19 protein-coding genes are annotated in these 18,102 nt (G+C 63.3%); 10 read left to right on the forward strand and 9 right to left on the reverse strand.

The window, feature by feature from the left end:
* The first annotated feature begins 195 nt into the window (after positions 1 to 195).
* On the forward strand, positions 196 to 1,749 hold the full coding sequence (locus CO656_RS14735) for a helicase HerA-like C-terminal domain-containing protein (RefSeq protein ID WP_097526380.1): 1,554 nt from the start codon (positions 196 to 198) through the stop codon (positions 1,747 to 1,749).
* Positions 1,750 to 1,818: 69 nt separating this feature from the next.
* Here the strand turns inward: CO656_RS14735 and CO656_RS14740 are convergent, their stop codons facing one another.
* The gene (locus tag CO656_RS14740; protein ID WP_097526262.1) at positions 1,819 to 2,244 is read right to left on the reverse strand and encodes an organic hydroperoxide resistance protein; all 426 of its coding nucleotides are present in this window, start codon (positions 2,242 to 2,244) and stop codon (positions 1,819 to 1,821) included.
* Between the two features lie 115 nt (positions 2,245 to 2,359).
* Here CO656_RS14740 and CO656_RS14745 point away from each other — a divergent pair, with 115 nt between their 5' ends.
* On the forward strand, positions 2,360 to 2,851 hold the full coding sequence (locus CO656_RS14745) for a MarR family transcriptional regulator (protein ID WP_097526263.1): 492 nt from the start codon (positions 2,360 to 2,362) through the stop codon (positions 2,849 to 2,851).
* 27 nt (positions 2,852 to 2,878) lie between these two features.
* On the opposite strand, the gene CO656_RS14750 is transcribed toward CO656_RS14745, so the two are convergent.
* Positions 2,879 to 3,640, reverse strand: a complete 762-nt coding sequence (locus CO656_RS14750) for a L,D-transpeptidase family protein (RefSeq protein ID WP_037413496.1) — start codon at positions 3,638 to 3,640, stop codon at positions 2,879 to 2,881.
* Positions 3,641 to 4,033: 393 nt separating this feature from the next.
* Between CO656_RS14750 and CO656_RS14755 the strand changes: the two genes are divergently transcribed.
* Positions 4,034 to 4,693, forward strand: a complete 660-nt coding sequence (locus CO656_RS14755) for a glutathione S-transferase family protein (RefSeq protein ID WP_097526264.1) — start codon at positions 4,034 to 4,036, stop codon at positions 4,691 to 4,693.
* Here the strand turns inward: CO656_RS14755 and CO656_RS14760 are convergent.
* On the reverse strand, positions 4,653 to 5,588 hold the full coding sequence (locus tag CO656_RS14760) for a LysR substrate-binding domain-containing protein (protein WP_037413492.1): 936 nt from the start codon (positions 5,586 to 5,588) through the stop codon (positions 4,653 to 4,655). The genes CO656_RS14755 and CO656_RS14760 overlap by 41 nt on opposite strands.
* Positions 5,589 to 5,752: 164 nt before the next feature.
* On the opposite strand from CO656_RS14760, the gene CO656_RS14765 reads away from it, so the two are divergent.
* Entirely contained in the window at positions 5,753 to 6,010 is a 258-nt protein-coding gene (locus CO656_RS14765; protein ID WP_141471730.1) for a hypothetical protein, read from the forward strand.
* Positions 6,007 to 6,372 carry an MmcQ/YjbR family DNA-binding protein gene (locus tag CO656_RS14770; RefSeq protein WP_097526265.1) on the forward strand — a complete coding sequence of 122 codons (366 nt, stop codon included), beginning with the start codon at positions 6,007 to 6,009 and terminating at the stop codon, positions 6,370 to 6,372. Before CO656_RS14765 ends, CO656_RS14770 begins: the two co-directional genes overlap by 4 nt.
* 9 nt (positions 6,373 to 6,381) lie before the next feature.
* Here CO656_RS14770 and CO656_RS14775 read toward each other — a convergent pair whose 3' ends face one another.
* Positions 6,382 to 7,002 carry a glutathione S-transferase gene (locus tag CO656_RS14775; protein WP_037413488.1) on the reverse strand — a complete coding sequence of 207 codons (621 nt, stop codon included), beginning with the start codon at positions 7,000 to 7,002 and terminating at the stop codon, positions 6,382 to 6,384.
* Between the two features lie 114 nt (positions 7,003 to 7,116).
* Positions 7,117 to 7,488, reverse strand: coding sequence for an NUDIX hydrolase (locus CO656_RS14780; protein WP_037413485.1), 372 nt, complete (start codon positions 7,486 to 7,488; stop codon positions 7,117 to 7,119).
* Between the two features lie 94 nt (positions 7,489 to 7,582).
* Between CO656_RS14780 and CO656_RS14785 the strand changes: the two genes are divergently transcribed.
* Complete coding sequence (locus CO656_RS14785; protein WP_037413483.1) at positions 7,583 to 8,335, forward strand: DeoR/GlpR family DNA-binding transcription regulator; 753 nt, start codon at positions 7,583 to 7,585, stop codon at positions 8,333 to 8,335.
* Positions 8,336 to 8,387: 52 nt separating this feature from the next.
* On the opposite strand, the gene CO656_RS14790 is transcribed toward CO656_RS14785, so the two are convergent.
* Positions 8,388 to 9,395, reverse strand: a complete 1,008-nt coding sequence (locus CO656_RS14790) for an asparaginase (RefSeq protein ID WP_097526266.1) — start codon at positions 9,393 to 9,395, stop codon at positions 8,388 to 8,390.
* A gap of 71 nt (positions 9,396 to 9,466) precedes the next feature.
* Here CO656_RS14790 and CO656_RS14795 point away from each other — a divergent pair, with 71 nt between their 5' ends.
* Positions 9,467 to 10,204, forward strand: a complete 738-nt coding sequence (locus CO656_RS14795) for a DUF3750 domain-containing protein (RefSeq protein ID WP_097526267.1) — start codon at positions 9,467 to 9,469, stop codon at positions 10,202 to 10,204.
* A gap of 240 nt (positions 10,205 to 10,444) precedes the next feature.
* On the opposite strand, the gene CO656_RS14800 is transcribed toward CO656_RS14795, so the two are convergent.
* From CO656_RS14800 to CO656_RS14810, 3 genes are all read right to left on the reverse strand, one after another.
* Positions 10,445 to 11,452 (reverse strand): NAD(P)H-quinone oxidoreductase, encoded by a 1,008-nt coding sequence (locus CO656_RS14800; RefSeq protein ID WP_037413476.1) that lies wholly within the window; start codon positions 11,450 to 11,452, stop codon positions 10,445 to 10,447.
* 81 nt (positions 11,453 to 11,533) lie between these two features.
* Positions 11,534 to 13,324, reverse strand: a complete 1,791-nt coding sequence (locus CO656_RS14805; RefSeq protein WP_097526381.1) for a GGDEF domain-containing protein — start codon at positions 13,322 to 13,324, stop codon at positions 11,534 to 11,536.
* Positions 13,325 to 13,454: 130 nt separating this feature from the next.
* Positions 13,455 to 14,003 carry an HdeD family acid-resistance protein gene (locus CO656_RS14810; RefSeq protein ID WP_037413474.1) on the reverse strand — a complete coding sequence of 183 codons (549 nt, stop codon included), beginning with the start codon at positions 14,001 to 14,003 and terminating at the stop codon, positions 13,455 to 13,457.
* 146 nt (positions 14,004 to 14,149) lie between these two features.
* On the opposite strand from CO656_RS14810, the gene betI reads away from it, so the two are divergent.
* The 3 genes from betI to betB all read left to right on the forward strand — a co-directional run bounded on the left by betI (position 14,150) and on the right by betB (position 17,952).
* Positions 14,150 to 14,737 carry a transcriptional regulator BetI gene (gene betI / locus CO656_RS14815; protein ID WP_037413471.1) on the forward strand — a complete coding sequence of 196 codons (588 nt, stop codon included), beginning with the start codon at positions 14,150 to 14,152 and terminating at the stop codon, positions 14,735 to 14,737.
* Positions 14,738 to 14,948: 211 nt separating this feature from the next.
* The gene (gene betC, locus CO656_RS14820) at positions 14,949 to 16,487 is read left to right on the forward strand and encodes a choline-sulfatase (RefSeq protein WP_037413756.1); all 1,539 of its coding nucleotides are present in this window, start codon (positions 14,949 to 14,951) and stop codon (positions 16,485 to 16,487) included.
* 1 nt (position 16,488) lies between these two features.
* Positions 16,489 to 17,952: a betaine-aldehyde dehydrogenase gene (gene betB / locus CO656_RS14825; protein ID WP_037413469.1), complete on the forward strand. Its 1,464-nt coding sequence runs from the start codon at positions 16,489 to 16,491 to the stop codon at positions 17,950 to 17,952.
* Positions 17,953 to 18,102: the final 150 nt, after the last annotated feature.

Raw genomic sequence — 18,102 nt, forward strand, 5'->3', positions numbered from 1 at the left:
CCGGAACACATATCCGTCCTGCGTCAACATATGCGGCGTTGCAGCCCGGCGAGGCCTTGCCTCGCCTACAACCCGTGTTGCCGGGCCGCAGTGCACAGCCTATAACAGAACCGAGCAATATTTCGATGACGGACTTCGTACGACATCCGGCAAATGCCCGGTTCCATTGACAAAATCGATTCGGAGAAGAATGCCATGCAACAGGAAGGCAAGCTCTATATCGGGACCAGCCGCAAGCCGGACGATGCGATCAACAAGCCCGAATATCTCGAACTGAAGTTCGGCAACCGCCATGGCCTGATCACCGGCGCCACCGGTACCGGCAAGACCGTAACGCTGCAAATCCTGGCGGAGGGTTTCTCGAACGCCGGCGTTCCGGTCTTCTGCGCCGACGTCAAGGGCGATCTTTCCGGCATCGGCGCCATCGGTGAGGCCAAGGACTTCCTCCTCAAGCGCGCCGAGCAGATCGGCCTCTCGCCCTATGACTTCCAGGAATTTCCGGTGATCTTCTGGGATCTCTACGGAGAGAAGGGCCATCGCGTCCGCACGACGCTGTCGGAAATGGGGCCGCTTCTCCTGTCGCGGCTGATGAACGCCAGCGATGCCCAGGAAGGAGTCTTGAACATCGCCTTCAAGATCGCCGACGAGGGCGGCCTGCCGCTCCTCGACCTCAAGGACCTGCAGTCGCTGCTGAATTACATGGGCGAGAATGCGAGCGAACTCTCCAATCAGTTCGGCTTCATCTCGAAATCCTCCGTCGGCTCCATCCAGCGCGAACTCCTGATCCTCGAACAACAGGGTGCCGAGCACTTCTTCGGCGAGCCGGCGCTGAAGATCACCGACATCATGCGCACGACGAATGACGGGCGCGGCGCAATCTCGGTGCTTGCCGCCGACAAGCTGATGATGAACCCGCGGCTCTATGCCACCTTCCTGCTCTGGCTTCTGTCGGAGCTTTTCGAGGAGCTGCCTGAGGTCGGCGATCCGGACAAGCCGAAACTGGTGTTCTTTTTCGACGAGGCGCACCTGCTCTTCAACGACGCGCCGAAGGTCCTCGTCGAGCGCGTCGAACAGGTGGTCCGGCTGATCCGTTCGAAGGGCGTCGGCGTCTATTTCGTCACCCAGAACCCGCTCGACGTGCCCGAAACCGTGCTCGCTCAGCTCGGCAATCGCGTCCAGCATGCGCTGCGCGCCTATTCGCCGCGCGAGCAGAAGGCGGTGAAGACCGCGGCCGACACGTTCCGCCCCAATCCGAATTTCGACTGCGCCGAGGTGATCACCAATCTCGGCACCGGCGAGGCGCTGGTCTCGACGCTCGAGGGCAAGGGGTCGCCGTCCATGGTCGAGCGGACCTTGATCCGGCCGCCGGCCTCGCGGCTCGGTCCGCTGACGGAGGCCGAGCGCCAGAATGTCATGAATGTCAGCCCGGTGCGTGGGCTCTATGACGAGGACTTCGATCGGGAATCCGCCTATGAGCTCCTCGCCAAACGGGCTGAAAAGGCCGCTGAGGCCGCCGAACGGGCCGAAGCGCAGGCCGCCGAAGACGAGGCCGGCCGCAGCCGCTGGACCCTCCCCGGCTTCGGGGACGACGAGAAGGAGGCAGCGTCCGGCCGCCAGGCCCGGCCGCGCTCCACAGGCTATCAGCGCGAAACGATCATGGAGGCGGCGATGAAGTCTGTCGCCCGTACGGTCGCAACCCAGGTGGGACGGGCACTGGTCCGCGGCATTCTCGGCAGCCTGAAGCGATAGGTGAGCGGCAAAAGGCCGTAGCCTGAACTGAAGCCCGCAGCCGCGGACTTCAGTTCACAATGACGTTTCCTATCGGGCCACCGACAGTTTCACGTCGACATTGCCCCGCGTCGCATGGCTGTAGGGGCAAACGATATGCGCCTTCTGGACCAGGTCCTCGAGCACGGCCTTGTCGACGCCGGGTGAAGAGATCTCAAGCGCCGCATCGATGTAGAAGCCGGTGCCGTCGTCGCGCGGACCGATGCCGACCGTTCCTGTCACTTTCGTGTCTTCGGCAAGCTTTACCTTCTCCTTGCCGGCCACGAACTTGAGCGCGCCGAGGAAGCAGGCGGAATAACCGGCGGCAAAAAGCTGCTCCGGATTCGTGCCGCGTGCCCCATCGCCGCCCAGTTCCTTCGGCACGGTGAGGGTGACGTCGAGAACGCCGTCGGCGCTCTTGGCCTCGCCGGCGCGGCCCCCGGAGGCAGATGCGGTGGTGCGATAAAGAATGGGCATGGCAGTTCTCCTTGCTGGCTTCGTTGTGGATCGCCTTTCAATAGCGCAATATTAAATTGGACGCAAATTAATTTTGCAAATTGCATTTGGGGCGTGAATTTGCGACAATCCGGGAATGACGACCAAAGCGGTGAAGACTGGAAACCCATTCCCCGACGAGGCGCTGGCGCTCGGCCAGCAACTTTGCTTTGCCGTCTATTCCGCGACGCACGCCTTCAACCGGGCCTACAAGCCGCTCCTCGACCGCTTCGGGCTCACCTATCCGCAGTATCTCGTGCTGCTGGCGTTGTGGCAACGGGACGGCATGACGGTGAAACGGATCGGCGAGGAACTGGGTCTCGATTCCGGCACTCTCTCGCCCCTGCTCAAGCGGCTGGAGGCAGCCGGCTATGTCGGGCGAATGCGCGACCCGGCCGACGAAAGGCAGGTCATCGTCAGCCTCACGGAAAGCGGCCGGCGCCTGAAGACCGAGGCCTTCAAGATTCTTGCGGAGATCGGCAAGGCGACGGGTTGCAGCCTTGAGGAGGTCGGCGAACTGCGCGAGGCGCTGCATCGGCTGACGCAACGCCTGGCCGACAGCCAGGACGAGGGAACGCAGACCGCTTGATCCGTGCAGACGCGCGGCTCGCCGTCGTCAGACGACGAGAATCGGCGCCTTTCCGCGCACGCGATCATAGAGGTCGATCACGTCCTGGTTGATCATGCGGACGCAACCAGAAGAAACGGCCTTGCCGATCGACTGCCATTCCGGCGTTCCGTGGACGCGATAGAGCGTGTCCTGGCCGTTCTGGAAAATATAGAGGGCGCGCGAGCCGAGCGGATTGTCGAGGCCCGGCGGCATGCCGCCATTGTCCGCCGAATATTTGGCGAGCACCGGCTGGCGGACGATCATCGAATCCGGCGGCGTCCATTTCGGCCATTTCTGCTTCCACTGAATGACGCCGCGGCCCGACCAGGCGAAGCCTTCGCGGCCGAGGCCAACGCCATAGCGCGTGGCGCTGCCGCCGGATCCGATCAGGTAGAGATAGCGGTCCGCCGTATCGACAACGATCGTCCCCGGCGCCTCGCCGAACGGGTCACTGACCTCCTGACGATAGAAGCGCGGGTCGATCTGGTGGTAGGGCACCGCCGGAATGAGAAAGCCGCCATCCTCCCGCTGCGCGTAAATATCGGCGTAGTAGGCGTCCTGCGGCGGCAGGCCGGTCAGCGGCTCTTCGAGCATAGCCGGATCGACCCAACGGTTTTCGAGCGCCGGATTGCGATAGACCGGCATCGTTTCCTGGCGAAAGCGGTCGGTGTTCATCGACGATGTACAGCCCGCAAGACCGGCAGAGGCGATCGCAACCGCGGACGTGCGAAGAAACTGGCGGCGGGAAAAGACAGGCAGTGATGACATCGAACTCTGACGGGTTTGAGTGCGGCGAGAAAGGAGAGCGGCGCGACGCGCAACGTGCATCGTCCCGCTCCTGCAGCGAAATCGCGATGGCCTTGTCGACGAAAGCCATCCGGGTGATCGATATCGACAAGTCGGAGGAGGACGCAAGCCAAAAACATTCTTGCCCCCTCACTCCAAGCTTGCATTTACGGCTGGAGCCGAACTTGCGCCAGTAAATACCCGATCACGATTGTGGTACCGCACTTTGCAACCGTTAACAGGCGCTGCCTCGGTGCGACCGGGCCGCAGAGCGGTTCGCATCAAAAGATTTCATGCGCACATCAACATGGACGGCTTCGCCAGGCATCGGCAATTGCGTATGCAATCGCGGCATTGCCAACCAAGGAGGCCGAGATGCTGACGATTTATGGTGTTTACCGCTCGCGCGCATCGCGCAACTACTGGATGGCCCGCGAACTCGGCGTTCCGTTCCAATCGGTGCCGGTTATCCAGGCGCGTCGCCTTGCCGATCCGCTGGCAGCGGACGCGCCGATCAACACGCGCTCGCCGAGCTTTCTCGCCGTCAACCCGACGGGGCTTATTCCGGCGATCGACGACGACGGGCTGGTGCTGACGGAATCGCTTGCCAACAATCTCTATCTCGCCCGCAAGCATGGCGGGCCGCTGGCGCCGGCCGACCTTGCCGAGGAAGGACAGATCGGCAATTGGACCATGTGGGCGGCGACCGAAGTCGAGCCGCACGCGGTCAAGATCGTCCTCGCCTATGACGCCGGCATCGAGAACACACCGGACGGGCAGGCCGTGATCGCCGCCTGCGTGCGGTCGCTCGAGAAATCCTTCGCCAGGCTCGAGGCGCATCTCGACGGCGGCGATTACCTGGTCGGGGGCCGCTTTACGGTCGCCGATCTCAACCTCGCCGAGGTGTTCCGTTATACGATGAGCCAGGCGGCGCTTTTCGAGCAGCACCCGGGCGTCAAGGCATGGCTGGCGCGCTGCCAGTCGCGCCCGGCCTTCAAGGCGATGATGGAAGAACGGCTGAAGGAGAAGGAATAGCGGAGAGCTGCCGCATCCCCTCCTCCACTTCCTCGCGCACCCAGCGCTTGAATGCAGTGACGGCCTTGCTTTCACGCCTCGAGGCCGAGGTGACGAAATAGTGCCCGAAGCCGGTCTTGGCGCGGATGCCGAACGGCGCCACCAGACTGCCCTTCATCACCGCATAGCCGGCGAGCGTCTGCCAGGCAATCATCACGCCCTGGCCGGCAATGGCCGCGTCGAGCGCCAGCGACGCATCGTTGAAGGTGTGGCGCACGGTCATCTGGGCGCCGGAAAGACAGGCCGCCTTCAGCCACACCTCCCAGGAGAACATGGCGTGCTCGTCGATGACGGCCGGCAGATTCAGGATATCCACGGGTTCGCGCAGTCCCGCGGCCAGGGCCGGCGAGCAGACGGGAAAGACCTCCTGCTCCAACAGCAGCTCGGCCCGCACACCCGGCCAGCCGCCCGCACCGACGCGGATGGCGAGATCGACGTCGGACGTTTCTAGATTGGCGAGTCTCGTGGTCGCGTCGATTCTCAGCCGGATCTCCGGATGGCGCTCGGCGAAGCGGTTCAGCCGATAGACCAGCCAGCGGGCCGCAAAGACCGGCGCCACAGACACCGTCAATACCGACTCGTCGCGACGACGCACCTGCGCCACGGCTTCGGCGAGTTCCGCAAAAGCATTCGAGAGCCGCATCATGAGCGGGCGGGCGCTATCCGTTACCACAAGTCCGCGCGGCGAGCGCTCGAAGAGCGTACGCCCAAGCTGCGCCTCAATCTTGGCAATCTGCTGACTGACGGCGCCGGGGGTCACGCCGAGTTCGTCGGCCGCGGCGGCGAGCGAACCCAGGCGACCCACTGCCTCCGCCGCACGTAGCCCATTCAAATGGATCGTGTTCAGTTCCTTCATATAGTTTTTCTAAACATAAGATCTGGCAATCTCAATTGTAAATTTCGCCGAACCGGCCGATTCTGCTGCAAGGCTCCCCGGAAGGAGAGCGAATGGCTGCAAAGGTTTTAACCGCATTCGACCGCAGATGCGGGACTACGGCGGCCTCGAAGAAGGATAGCGCCATGCTGAAGGTCTTCTCTATACTGAAACGTATCGGGATCGCCTCTGACGATCTTACCGAAGCGGCTCCCGCCTGGTCGCGAGATCCTCTCCAGCATCCCGATCTCGCCCGCATGGATGAACGCGCGCTGGCGGACCTGCCGTTTCCCGGATGGCCATGGCCGCGCGCTGCGGCGAGCGGGGCTTGCGACCACAGTGATCGGCGACGGCGGCTGAGCTATGATCCGCAACGTCCTTCGGTTTGCCGAGGAAATCCATGACGGACGAGATGAAGCGTTCCTTCGAGCGCGTGTGGCGGCTGGCAGAAGCCGCGGCGTTGCCGGAAATGACCGTCGGCACGTCCTATGGGACGCCGGCGCTACTCGTCAAAGGCAAGAGCTTCGTACGGATGAAGGACGCCGAAACGCTGGTGGTGATGTGTGCGCTCGAAGAAAAGGAGATGCTGATGGAACTCGATCCGTCGCTTTTTTTCGAGACCGACCACTACAAGGGATGGCCGGCGATGTTGGTAAGGCTCTCGGTCATCGACGACGATGTGCTGACGCAACGGCTGATCGCCGCCTGGCGCGAAAAAGCGCCGAAACGGCTGGCAGATCGCTTCGCCACCTGCAACCCGACGTGACCCGCGGTATCATGACTGCACGACTGCCTGCACCTTGGCGACGGCGGGCCGTGCGGCCATTCGGTTGCGATGATCGAGAACCTTCGGGAAGCGCGCCGGATCGACGCCGTCCGCTTCAAGCCAACTGGCAATTGTGAAGAGATAGGGATCGGCGATCGTGTAGTTCCGGCCCATCACGAAGGGGCCGGCGAACATGGAGCTTTCTATCAAGGCGAAGCAATTGGCCATATTCTGCGGCACCTTCGCCATCATCGCCTCGTGCGCAGCCGGGTCGTCGGCCCAGCGTGCCGCTCGCCGCGCATGAGCGTGAGCGACATGCACCGTCGAGCAGAGATAGCTCAGGAACGACTGCAGCCGCGCAAACTCGAATGCGTCCTCGATCGGTGCAAGCCGCGCCGCGGGAAAGCTCTGGGCTATATAGGCGAGGATGGCTGGCGTCTCGGTCAAGATGCCACGATCGGTCACGAGCGCAGGTACCCTTCCCTTCGGATTGATGACGAGATATTCGGGCTTCGTCTGCTCGGCCTTGGAAAAATTGATACGATGCGCTTCATAGGCAGCTCCGGTCTCCTCGAGCGCGATATGCGAGGCAAGCGAACAGGTCCCGGGCGTATAAAACAGTTTCAGCATCGTTCTGCCTCTCAAGGTGGCGGCGCGGAAGCGCGAATTGCCTTTGCAGAAGAGATGAAAACGCGGCGATTGACAAGGGCGGAAGGTCCGGCGGCGATCCGCCGGACCCGGTGCTCAGGCGACCAGCGTACCGGCGCAGCCCGGCACGTCTTCAAGACGATAGTAGACCGGAATGCCGCGCTCGCGCGCTATGCGCACGTCATTGTCCGCTCCCTTCGAGTCGCCGGGCAACCGCAGTACGGCGTCGCAAAGGGCTAGCAAGCGGCCGGCCACCGGGTGAAAGATCTCCTCATAGAGATCATCGCCCACGTGGCGACCGTCCGCTGCATGCCATACCGGCAAGGCCACCCATTCGCCGATCATCGGTACGTGCCCAGCCTTGAAGAGCGCGTAGGACGGCTCCTCCAGACGCTTCAAGTTGGCCGCCATTTTGGCCGCATCGTCGCCCGTACCCGAGCGATAGGGTCCAGCAATCAGAATAAGCATCAACTTTCTCCACGGTTTTTGCACGAAAATTCCAGATATTTCTGGAATTTTCAGGAGACTTCATGCAATTTCGTGGATAGTCAAGGAGGAATCGATGCTGACGACACAGAGACGAGCGATGATCTCGGCAAGACTTGCGCGCGACGGGCAGATTGTTGCAAAGGCGATTGCCGACGAGCTCGGGCTTTCGGAAGACACGATCCGCCGCGACCTCAGGGAAATGGCGGCCGAGGGCCTGTTGAAGCGGGTTCATGGAGGAGCCCTGCCGCTGACGCCGCCGCTTCCGGATTTTGCCGCCCGCGGGGCTATCGCCAGCAACGTCAAGCGCCGACTCGGCCGCCGCGCGACAGGCCTCGTTAAGGCCGGCCAGGTCGTCTTTCTCGACGGCGGCACAACCAATGCAGAGATCGCCCGAGCTCTGCCGTACGACCTCCGCGTGACCATCGTCACGCATAGCCCGACGATCGCCGCAGAGCTCGAGCGTCACGACGCGGAAGTGGTCCTGGTCGGCGGCAGGCTCTACAAGCACTCGATGGTGACAACCGGCTCCGCCACGCTCGCGGCGATCGAGCAAATCCGGGCCGACATTTTCTTTCTCGGGGTCACCGCCATTCATCCGGCCCATGGGCTCTCGACCGGAGACTACGAGGAGGCGGCGATAAAGCGGGCGATCGCCCGGCGCGCGGCTGAAACCTACGTGCTCGCCACGCCGGAGAAATTCGGCTCAGCCTCTCCGCACAGCATCATGAGCGTCAGCGACCTTGCCGGCCTCGTCGTACCCGCGGACATGGAAGCCGACCTTCTATCGCCCTATCAGGACGGCACCACCGCGCTGATCACGGCATAGAGAGACTTCCGAACGCTGCCGCATGTTTCCTTAAGACGCGCGGCGTTGTAGGTCACGCGATAAAGGCCTCGGTCACGCGCACGTTGCCGACATGGATACGATTCCAATTGTGCATCGAGTGGTTGGCCTGAGCCATCAGCGCTGCGTGAACCTGCGGCTCGTCCGCGAAGAAGCGTGCGAGCGTCGCCGCGACCATAGACTCGGCCGCGCGCGTCGTGCCGTCCTCGCACTTGACTGCGATGCCGATGCCTTTTTCCGGGATCGCGGCGCAGAACACCCCTTCGGCACCGGTCTTGGCGAAGATGCGCCCGGGTGCCGCCTTCATCAGCCGCGTGCAGGTGCGATCGGTGCCGGCAACATAGAAGGGCTCGGCCATGCAGGCCCCGATCAGGCGCTTGGAGGCGCGTGCCCGCACCGCGTCCAAGCCCGCGCCCGTCGCCATGCGGGCGAAGCCATGGGCGAGGCCCTTCATCGGCACCGCATAGGTCGGAATCGAGCAGCCATCGACGCCGCAGTTATCCTGGGTGAGAAGCGCGCCTGTCAGGCTTTCCATGATCCCGCGGATTTCCTGCTGGATCGGATGGCCGTAGCCGGCATAGCCCTCGACCTCGGTGCCGGAGTGGCAGCAGGCGCAGATAAAGCCGGCGTGCTTGCCGGAGCAATTGTTGTGCAGTGCGCTCGGCCTTTCGAGGGTGCGCGCCTGCGCAATCAGGTTCTTCTGGTAGAAGGACCAATGGGCGCCGCATTCAAGCGCGCCGACATCGCGGCCGGCGGCGGAAAGCATCTTGGCGGCCAGCGCCACATGTTCCGGCTCGCCGGAATGCGATGAGCAGGCAAGCGCCAGTGCCTTGTCGTCGAAGCCGTAGGCATCCGCGGCGCCGCTTTCTATGAGCGGGAGGGCCTGCATCGCCTTGCAGGCCGAACGGGGGAACACGGCCGCTTCCGTGTCGCCGAGCGCGAACAGCGTCTTGCCGTCGCCGCCGACGGCGATGACCGCCCCGCGGTGGCGGCTTTCGACCAGATTTCCGCGCGTCACTTCGACCACGACCGGATTCGACATGTCTTGCCCTCAATTTTCCAAGTTTGGGCTATGCATCTATCAGGAATCCATCCGCAGAAAAGACATCGTCGATGAAAATCCTCCGCCGGCTGCTGATCGTCTTCGCCATCATCTACCTGCTGCCGGCGCTGGCGTCGGCAGGGCTGTGGTACTTCAAGGAAAGGCCGCAGAGCTGGCGTGACGCGGACTGGTCATCGGCAGGCATCCTCCCCGAGGCATCCATCAGTCCGCAGGCAGCGATCTATGTCTTCTCGGCAACGACCGGAGGCATGAAGGGCGCCGTGGCCAGCCACGCCTGGATCGTCACGAAGGACGAAGGCGCTTCCACATACAACCGCTATGAAAAGGTCGGCTGGGGGCGGCCGATCCGCAAGAACGCCTATCGGGCCGATGGCCGCTGGTATTCGAACGAGCCGCGCATCGTTGCCGCCGTATCCGGCGAGGAAGCGAAGCGGCTGATCCCGAAGGTCGAACAGGCGATTGCCGCCTATCCCTACTCCTCGCCCGGCACCTACCGCCTCTGGCCGGGGCCGAACTCCAACACCTTCGTCGCCCATGTGCTGCGCTCGGTGCCCGAACTCGACACCGTGCTGCCGCCCGATGCGGTCGGCCGCGACTATCTGCCGGAAGGCAAACTGTTCCACATCGACGCGGACGGCCGCGACCTGCATGCGACGCTCTATGGCATCGCCGGGATTTCGGCCGGCTGGCGCAGCGGCCTGGAACTGCATTTCATGGGGCTGGTGGCCGGCATCGATCTTGCCCGGCCAGGCATCAAGATACCGGCGATCGGCCGGGTCGGGATTTGACCTGAAAATGGAAAAGGGCCGCGCTAGCGACCCTTCCATGAGTTTTGGCCTTGTGAATGGCTGGGCCTGGCGGGCCCGAGGAAGGCGGGGATCAAGCCGAGGGCTGCCTCGACTCCTTCACCTCTCCGATGCCTGTCACGAGGTCCGAAATCTCATTAGACATTGGATCACCTTCCTTTCTGTTGTTGCCGATATAGCCAAGGTAGTTCATGTCCGCGGCAATACAAGGGCAACCATCGTCTAATCCCTGGTAATCGTCATCATGATCTTGCCGATATGGTCGCCCTCTTCCATCAGGCGGTGGGCGTCCGCAATCTCTTCAAAGGGCAAGACCGCGTGTATGACCGGCGCGACGTCGCCTGCTTCCAAGAGCGGCCAGACCCGGCCCGCAAGTCCGTCGCGGATCGCTCGTTTCTCCTCCGCCGTACGCGGTCTCAATGCGGACCCCATCACATGCAGCCGTTTGGTCAGGATCGCGGCGATATTGGCGTCCTCGACGCGCGCCCCGCCGAGAAAGCCGATGATCGACAGGCGTCCGTCCTTGGCCAGCGAGGCGAGGTTGCGGCCGAAATAGCGGCCGCCGACCATATCGAGGATGACATCGACGCCGCGGCCGCCCGTCGCCTCGAGCACGGCGGCCTTGAAATCCTCCTCGCGGTAGTTGATCGCCCGCTTCGCGCCGAGCGTCTCGCAGGCGGTACACTTCGCCGCACTGCCGGCCGTCGCGAAGACCTGGGCGCCCAAGGCGTTGGCAAGCTGGATCGCCGTCGTGCCGATGCCGCTCGAACCGCCGTGCACGAGGATGGTCTCGCCAGGCTTCAGGCCCGCCATGTCGAAGACATTGGCCCAGACCGTGAAGAAGGTCTCCGGCAGGGCCGCGGCCTTGACCGCATCAAAGTCCTTCGGCCAGGCAAGCGCCTGCGTCGCCGGCACCGCGCAAAATTCGGCATAGCCGCCGCCATTGGCGAGCGCGCAGACCTTGTCGCCGACCGAAAAACCCGCCGCCCCCTCGCCAAGCTCGACGACCTCGCCGGCGATCTCGAGGCCGAGAACGGGGCTCGCGCCGGGCGGCGGCGGATAGTCGCCCTTGCGCTGCAGCACGTCCGGCCGGTTGACGCCGAAGGCCTCGACGCGGATCAAAATCTCGCCGGACCTAAGCTCCGGCAGCGGTCCGCGCGTAAGAACCATGTTTTCCGCGCCACCCGGGCTCGGCAAATCGACATAGGTCATTTCGGTCGGGATAGTCATGGCAGTATCCTCGCGAAGCGCTCGAAGCGCCTATACCTATAGCCGGCCCGCGGCTCAGGAAAGGCCATGCCTCGCCAAGGTTCATTCGCGGGTGATCAGTTCCAGCACCAGGCCTGTCTCACTTGCCTTGGCCCGCGCCTTGATCTCGGCGATCCTAGTGCTCACCGTCTGGCTGTCGGAGAGTATGAAACCGGCCGGCAGGACGAGCACCGCGATCGAACAGCGCATCAGCGGGAAGTCCTTCGCTCCGCCGTCACGGCCATATCCACTGATGCAACCCGCCGCCTGATGCTCCGGCGAATAGAGCTGGCGGACATCCGAACGAAAATCGTCGATGAGGCGCATCAGCTGGGCGCGAAGCTCCGCTTCGGCGAGCCCGCTCACACCGACGAAGAAGTCGTCGCCGCCGACATGGCCGAGGAACTTTTCCTCGCCGATGAAATGGCGCCGCAAAAGCGCGGCAAACAGGGTAATCGCCAGGTCACCCTTCTGGAAGCCGTAGCTGTCGTTGAAGGGCTTGAAGTCGTCGAAATCGCAATAGCAGAAATAGCGCGTCTCATCGCCGTCGAGAATGGCCTGCTGGACGTGGTCGCGGATTGCACGGTTGCCGGGCAGGCCGGTCAGCGGGTTCTGCTCCTGCGCCAGTTTCAACTGTTTCTCGTTGATGATCTTCAGGAGTGACGAGGCTGAGAGAATGCCGGCATACCGCATGTTCTCCGTCAGGATGACGCAGTCGCTGCCGTCCATGCCGGCAAAGATCTTCAGCATCTCGTCGGCCGGCGTATCGAGATCGGCGATTGGCGCCGGCGTGACGAAGTGCGAAATGCGCCGCTGGTAGATGCGGTTTTTCAGAAGATCGCGGCCGAAGGGATGATAAATCATCTCCTTCACGTGGTACTCGTGCAGGATGCCGCGCGGCTCGCCGTTGGCGTTCAGCACCGGGAAGAACGCCTGGCGCGGGTTGCGCCGGAAAAGATCGAAGACGGAATCGAGGTCATCGCTTTCCCTGACGGTCGGCAGTTGCTCGATCTCCTTGCGGATCAGGATGCTGTCCAGCGTCGACGAAAGCCGGCGGACGCCCGGCTCGAGATGCGGATAGACCGGCTGAAGCTCATTCAAGTGTGTCGTCGGGCGCGCGACGAAATAGCCCTGTATCAGGTCGCAGCCGAGATCGCGGCAGACCAAAAACTCGTCTTCCGTCTCGACCCCTTCGGCAATCACCCGGGTACCGAGCACATGCGCCATGTTGACGGTGTGGCGCAGGAGGTGCCGCTTGCGCGGGTCCCTCTCTATGCCGGAGACGAAGTGCCGGTCGATCTTCACATAGTCGACGGGCTGGTCGCAGAGCAGTTTCAGCCCGTTGAAGCCGGCACCGAAATCGTCGATCGCCAGCTTGAAGCCGCCAAGCCGCAATTGCCGGACGAGGGCCGAGAAGTCCGGGATCTTGCCGCTGTCGAAGCGCTCCGAGATCTCGAAGCAGAGCGACGACGGGGCGATATTGGCGCGCTTCAGGTGATTAACGAGGCGCTCGACGATGTCGCCCTCGCCGCCGACCAGCCGCGAGTCGAAATTCAGGAAGAGCGTACGCGACGCAAAATCCGGCAGCGTCGCGAAGGCGGCGACGGCGCGGCTGTTGATCAGATGTTCGAGGGCCAGCAATTGCCCGGCGCCCTCCGCCCTGTCGAGCAGTTCGAGCGGCGAGGCGAAGCCCAGCCGATCGAAACCGCGTAGGAGCGACTCATAGCCGAATACGGCGCCGGTGGTCGCTTCGACGATCGGCTGGAAGGCGTTTTCAATGACGAGCTTGGCAAGCGTTACGATCTGATCGTCGCCGAAGCGGCGAAACGACAGAAGTTCTGCGGCGGCGGGCATGCCGGACTCCAGGATATGACGGACGGACCGGCCGCCAGCATCGGCGGCAAGCGTCAATGAAAGCTTTCGCCAATGTGAAAGTTTTGTGAAGGCCGCTTGCGGACGGGTCTTCCTTCACGCGCGCAGCCGACTAACTCTTCACGAGAACACCGAAGGCGATCAGCGCCAAACCCTGCATGACGAGGTCTACCGCCAGAAACAGGCCGAGGATCCAGAGGCTGTCGACCGGCCAGCCGGCAGCGATGACGAGACCGGCAATCAGCGTCACAAGGCCGCCAATGACGATCCAGCCCCAGCCGCCTAGCGGACTGAGCCTGAAGCCGACCCAGATCCGGAAGGCGCCGGCGACGATCAGGGCCATCGCCATGAGGATGGTCAGGATCGACGAAGCGAGCAGCGGATTGACGAAAGCGAAAAGGCCCGCTGCCGCATAGAGACCACCGCTCAGCACCCAGAAGAGAAAGCCTCCCCAATCCTTGACCTGATAGGCCTGAGCGAGGTTGAGCAGACCGCCGATCAGCATGATGAGACCGACGTAATAGACGGAGGCGACGGTCGCCATCAGCAGATTGCCGAAGGCAATGCCGCCGGCCATGATCAGCAGCACGCCGAGCGCGACGAACCATCCCCACTTTCCCGCCACGGTCTGTCTTCCGCTGGGATCGAACGTGTTGGTCATATTCAACCTCAGTCCAGGCGACGAGCACGAGCGCTACCTCGTGATTGAGCCGGATTTCCAAGCAAAAAGAAAGGGAAAAAGCATGTGGATTTTTATTGATTGATGCATCAATCAAAAATAGACTGCCTCACGAAGGAGCTCGGGAGATGCCGAAAATCGGAATGGAGCCGGTGCGCCGCAAGGCGCTGGTGGACGCGGCGCTGCGCGTGATCGGCGATCAGGGAACGCTTGCCGTCACCATGTCCGACATCGCCCGCACGGCCGGCGTCTCGCCGGCGCTGGCGCATCACTATTTCGGCAGCAAGGATCAGTTGCTGATCGCCACCATTCGCAGCCTGCTCGGGCAGTTGCGCCGCGACGCCGTAGCCGCGATCCGGGCAGCACGGACACCGCGGGAAAAGCTGAGCGCGCTGATCCGTGTCAGCTTCCGGGCCGACCAGTTCGCCCCCGAGACGGTCGCCGCCTGGCTCGCCTTCTATTCCGAGGCGCAGCGCTCCGAGGACGTGCGGCGCCTTCTCGTCATCTATGCGCGGCGGCTGCGCTCCAATCTGCTCGCCAGCCTCAAGGCGCTCTGCCCGGCTGATGACGCGGAGCGTATTGCCGAGGGCGCGGCTGCGATGATCGACGGACTTTACATTCGGCAAAGTCTGAAATCGGCGCCGATCAGCATCGAGGCTTCGATCGCGCTGACGGAAGATTATGTGAATGCGCATTTGCGGGCGCGTGGTGGGTGAGCTTGTGGCCCCTCAACTCCGTTCTCGCGAATTGGTCGCCCCTCATCCGGCTGCCGCCACCTTCTCCCCGCTCGCAGGGAGAAGGGATATGCCGCACCGCCCTGTCCCCTCTCCCCGCCTGCGGGGAGAGGGCTAGTCCTCGGGTTTAACCCGAGCAGAGGGGCAAAACTCAGAGCAAGATGTGGAACTGAACCATCAAGGAACCGACAACGTGACCGCCAGGAAGCCGAATATCCTGATCATCATGGTGGACCAGCTGAATGGGACGTTCTTCCCGGACGGTCCCGCCGACTTCCTGCATGCGCCCAATCTGAAGGCGCTCGCCGACCGCTCGGCGCGCTTCCGCAACAACTACACGTCCTCGCCGCTCTGTGCCCCGGCGCGTGCGTCTTTCATGGCCGGGCAGTTGCCGAGCCGCACGCGCGTCTACGATAATGCCGCGGAGTACCAGTCGTCGATCCCGACCTATGCGCACCATCTGCGGCGGGCGGGATACTACACCGCGCTTTCCGGCAAAATGCACTTCGTCGGTCCGGACCAGCTGCACGGCTTCGAGGAACGGCTGACGACCGATATCTATCCGGCCGATTTCGGCTGGACGCCGGACTATCGCAAGCCCGGCGAGCGCATCGACTGGTGGTATCACAATCTCGGCTCGGTCACCGGCGCCGGCGTCGCCGAGATCACCAACCAGATGGAGTACGACGACGAGGTGGCGTTTCTGGCGAACCAGAAGCTCTACCAGCTTTCGCGGGAGAACGACGACAAGGACCGCCGACCCTGGTGCCTCACCGTCTCCTTCACCCACCCGCACGACCCCTATGTCGCGCGCCGAAAATTCTGGGACCTCTACGAAGATTGCGAGCACCTTCGGCCGAAAGTGGACGCCATCCCCTTCGAGGAGCAGGATCCTCATTCGCAGCGCATCATGCTGTCCTGCGACTACGAGAACTTTGAGCTGACCGAGGAAAACATCCGCCAGTCGCGCCGCGCCTATTTCGCCAATATCTCCTATCTCGACGAGAAAGTCGGGGAGCTCGTCGATACGCTGGCGCGGACGAGGATGCTCGACAACACGCTGATCCTCTTCTGCTCCGATCACGGCGACATGCTCGGCGAGCGCGGCCTGTGGTTCAAGATGAACTTCTTCGAAGGCTCGGCGCGCGTGCCGCTGATGGTGACCGGACCGGGCGTCACGCCGGGTCTGCATCTGACGCCGACATCGAATCTCGACGTGACGCCGACGCTGGCCGATCTGGCCGGTATTTCGATGGATGAAATACAGCCCTGGACCGATGGGGTCAGCCTCGTGCCGATGATCAACGGCGCGGAGCGCACCGAGCCGGTGCTTATGGAATATGCGGCAGAGGCTTCCTACGCGCCGCTCGTCGCGATTCGCGAGGGCAAGTGGAAATACGTCCACTGCACGCTCGATCCGGACCAGCTCTACGACGTCGATGCCGACCCGCTGGAACTCACCAATCTTGCGGAAAAGCCGCGCGGCCCCGTCGATCAGGCGACGCTCGCCGCATTTCGCGACATGCGCGCCGCCCATTGGGACATGGAGGCTTTCGACGCCGCCGTGCGCGAAAGCCAGGCGCGTCGCTGGGTGGTCTACGAGGCGCTCCGCAACGGCGCCTATTACCCCTGGGATCACCAGCCGCTGCAGAAGGCATCCGAGCGCTACATGCGCAACCACATGAACCTCGACAATCTCGAGGAATCCAAACGCTATCCGCGGGGAGAATGAGATGAAAGCCCAACCGAAAGCCTCGCACTTCATCGATGGCGAATATGTCGAGGATGCGGCCGGCACGACGATCGAGAGCATCTATCCGGCGACCGGCGAGGTGATCGCCCGGCTGCATGCGGCAACGCCGGCAATCGTCGAGAAGGCAATAGCGGCGGCGAAGCGGGCACAGCCGGAATGGGCGGCGATGAGCCCGACGGCGCGCGGCCGCATCCTCAAGCGCGCCGCCGAGATCATGCGCGAGCGCAATCGCGAGCTCTCCGAGCTTGAGACGCTCGACACCGGCAAGCCGATCCAGGAGACGATTGTCGCCGACCCGACCTCGGGCGCCGACAGCTTCGAGTTCTTCGGCGGCGTCGCGGCCGCCGCGCTCAACGGCGACTATATCCCGCTTGGGCAGGACTTCGCCTATACCAAGCGGGTGCCGCTCGGCGTCTGCGTCGGCATCGGCGCCTGGAATTACCCACAGCAGATCGCCTGCTGGAAGGGTGCGCCGGCGCTCGCTGCCGGCAATGCGATGGTGTTCAAGCCGTCGGAGAACACGCCGCTCGGAGCGCTGAAGATCGCCGAGATCCTCACAGAGGCGGGGCTGCCGAAAGGGCTCTACAATGTCATCCAGGGCGACCGCTCGACCGGCCCGCTGCTCGTCAACCATCCCGACGTCGCCAAGGTGTCGCTGACCGGCTCGGTGCCGACCGGAAAGAAGGTGGCAGCGGCCGCAGCGGCCGAACTGAAGCACGTCACCATGGAGCTCGGCGGCAAGTCGCCGCTGATCGTCTTCGACGACGCCGACCTCGAAAGCGCCATCGGCGGCGCCATGCTCGGCAATTTCTATTCGACCGGCCAGGTCTGCTCCAACGGCACCCGCGTCTTCGTGCAGCGGAAGATCAAGGAAGCGTTCCTGACGCGACTCAAGGAGCGCACCGAGGCGATCGTCATCGGCGACCCCATGGACGAGGGGACGCAACTCGGGCCGATGGTGTCGAGGGCGCAGCGCGACAAGGTGCTCTCCTATATCGACAAAGGCAAGGAGGAAGGTGCGCGGCTCCTCACCGGCGGCGGCATCCCGAACGATGTGAACAGCGAAGGCACCTATATCCAGCCGACCGTCTTTGCCGACGTCACCGATGAGATGACGATCGCCCGCGAAGAAATCTTCGGGCCGGTGATGTGCGTGCTCGACTTCGACGACGAGGCCGAGGTCGTCGCCCGGGCGAACGCGACCGAGTTTGGTCTCTCCGCCGGCATCTTCACCGCCGACCTCACCCGCGCCCACCGGGTGATCGACCAGCTCGAAGCCGGCACGCTGTGGATCAACGCCTACAACCTCGCACCGGTGGAAATACCCTTCGGCGGCTCGAAGCAGTCCGGCTTTGGGCGGGAGAACTCGATCGCGGCGCTCGATCACTATACCGAGCTCAAGACCGTCTATGTCGGCATGGGGAAGGTAGAGGCGCCGTACTGAGAGTTTGCAATAGCCCCTCACCCTAGCCCTCTCCCCGCTCGCGGGGAGAGGGAATACCGCGCCGCATACGCTCGCCTCGTGGAGGAGACAGGGTTTTGGGCGGGGTCAGAGGGGAGCGAAGTCGGCAACCGCAAGTCCCTTCTCCCCGCA

Origin of the sequence: Sinorhizobium sp. FG01, assembly GCF_002531875.1 — a bacterium.
GTDB lineage: Bacteria > Pseudomonadota > Alphaproteobacteria > Rhizobiales > Rhizobiaceae > Sinorhizobium > Sinorhizobium fredii_C.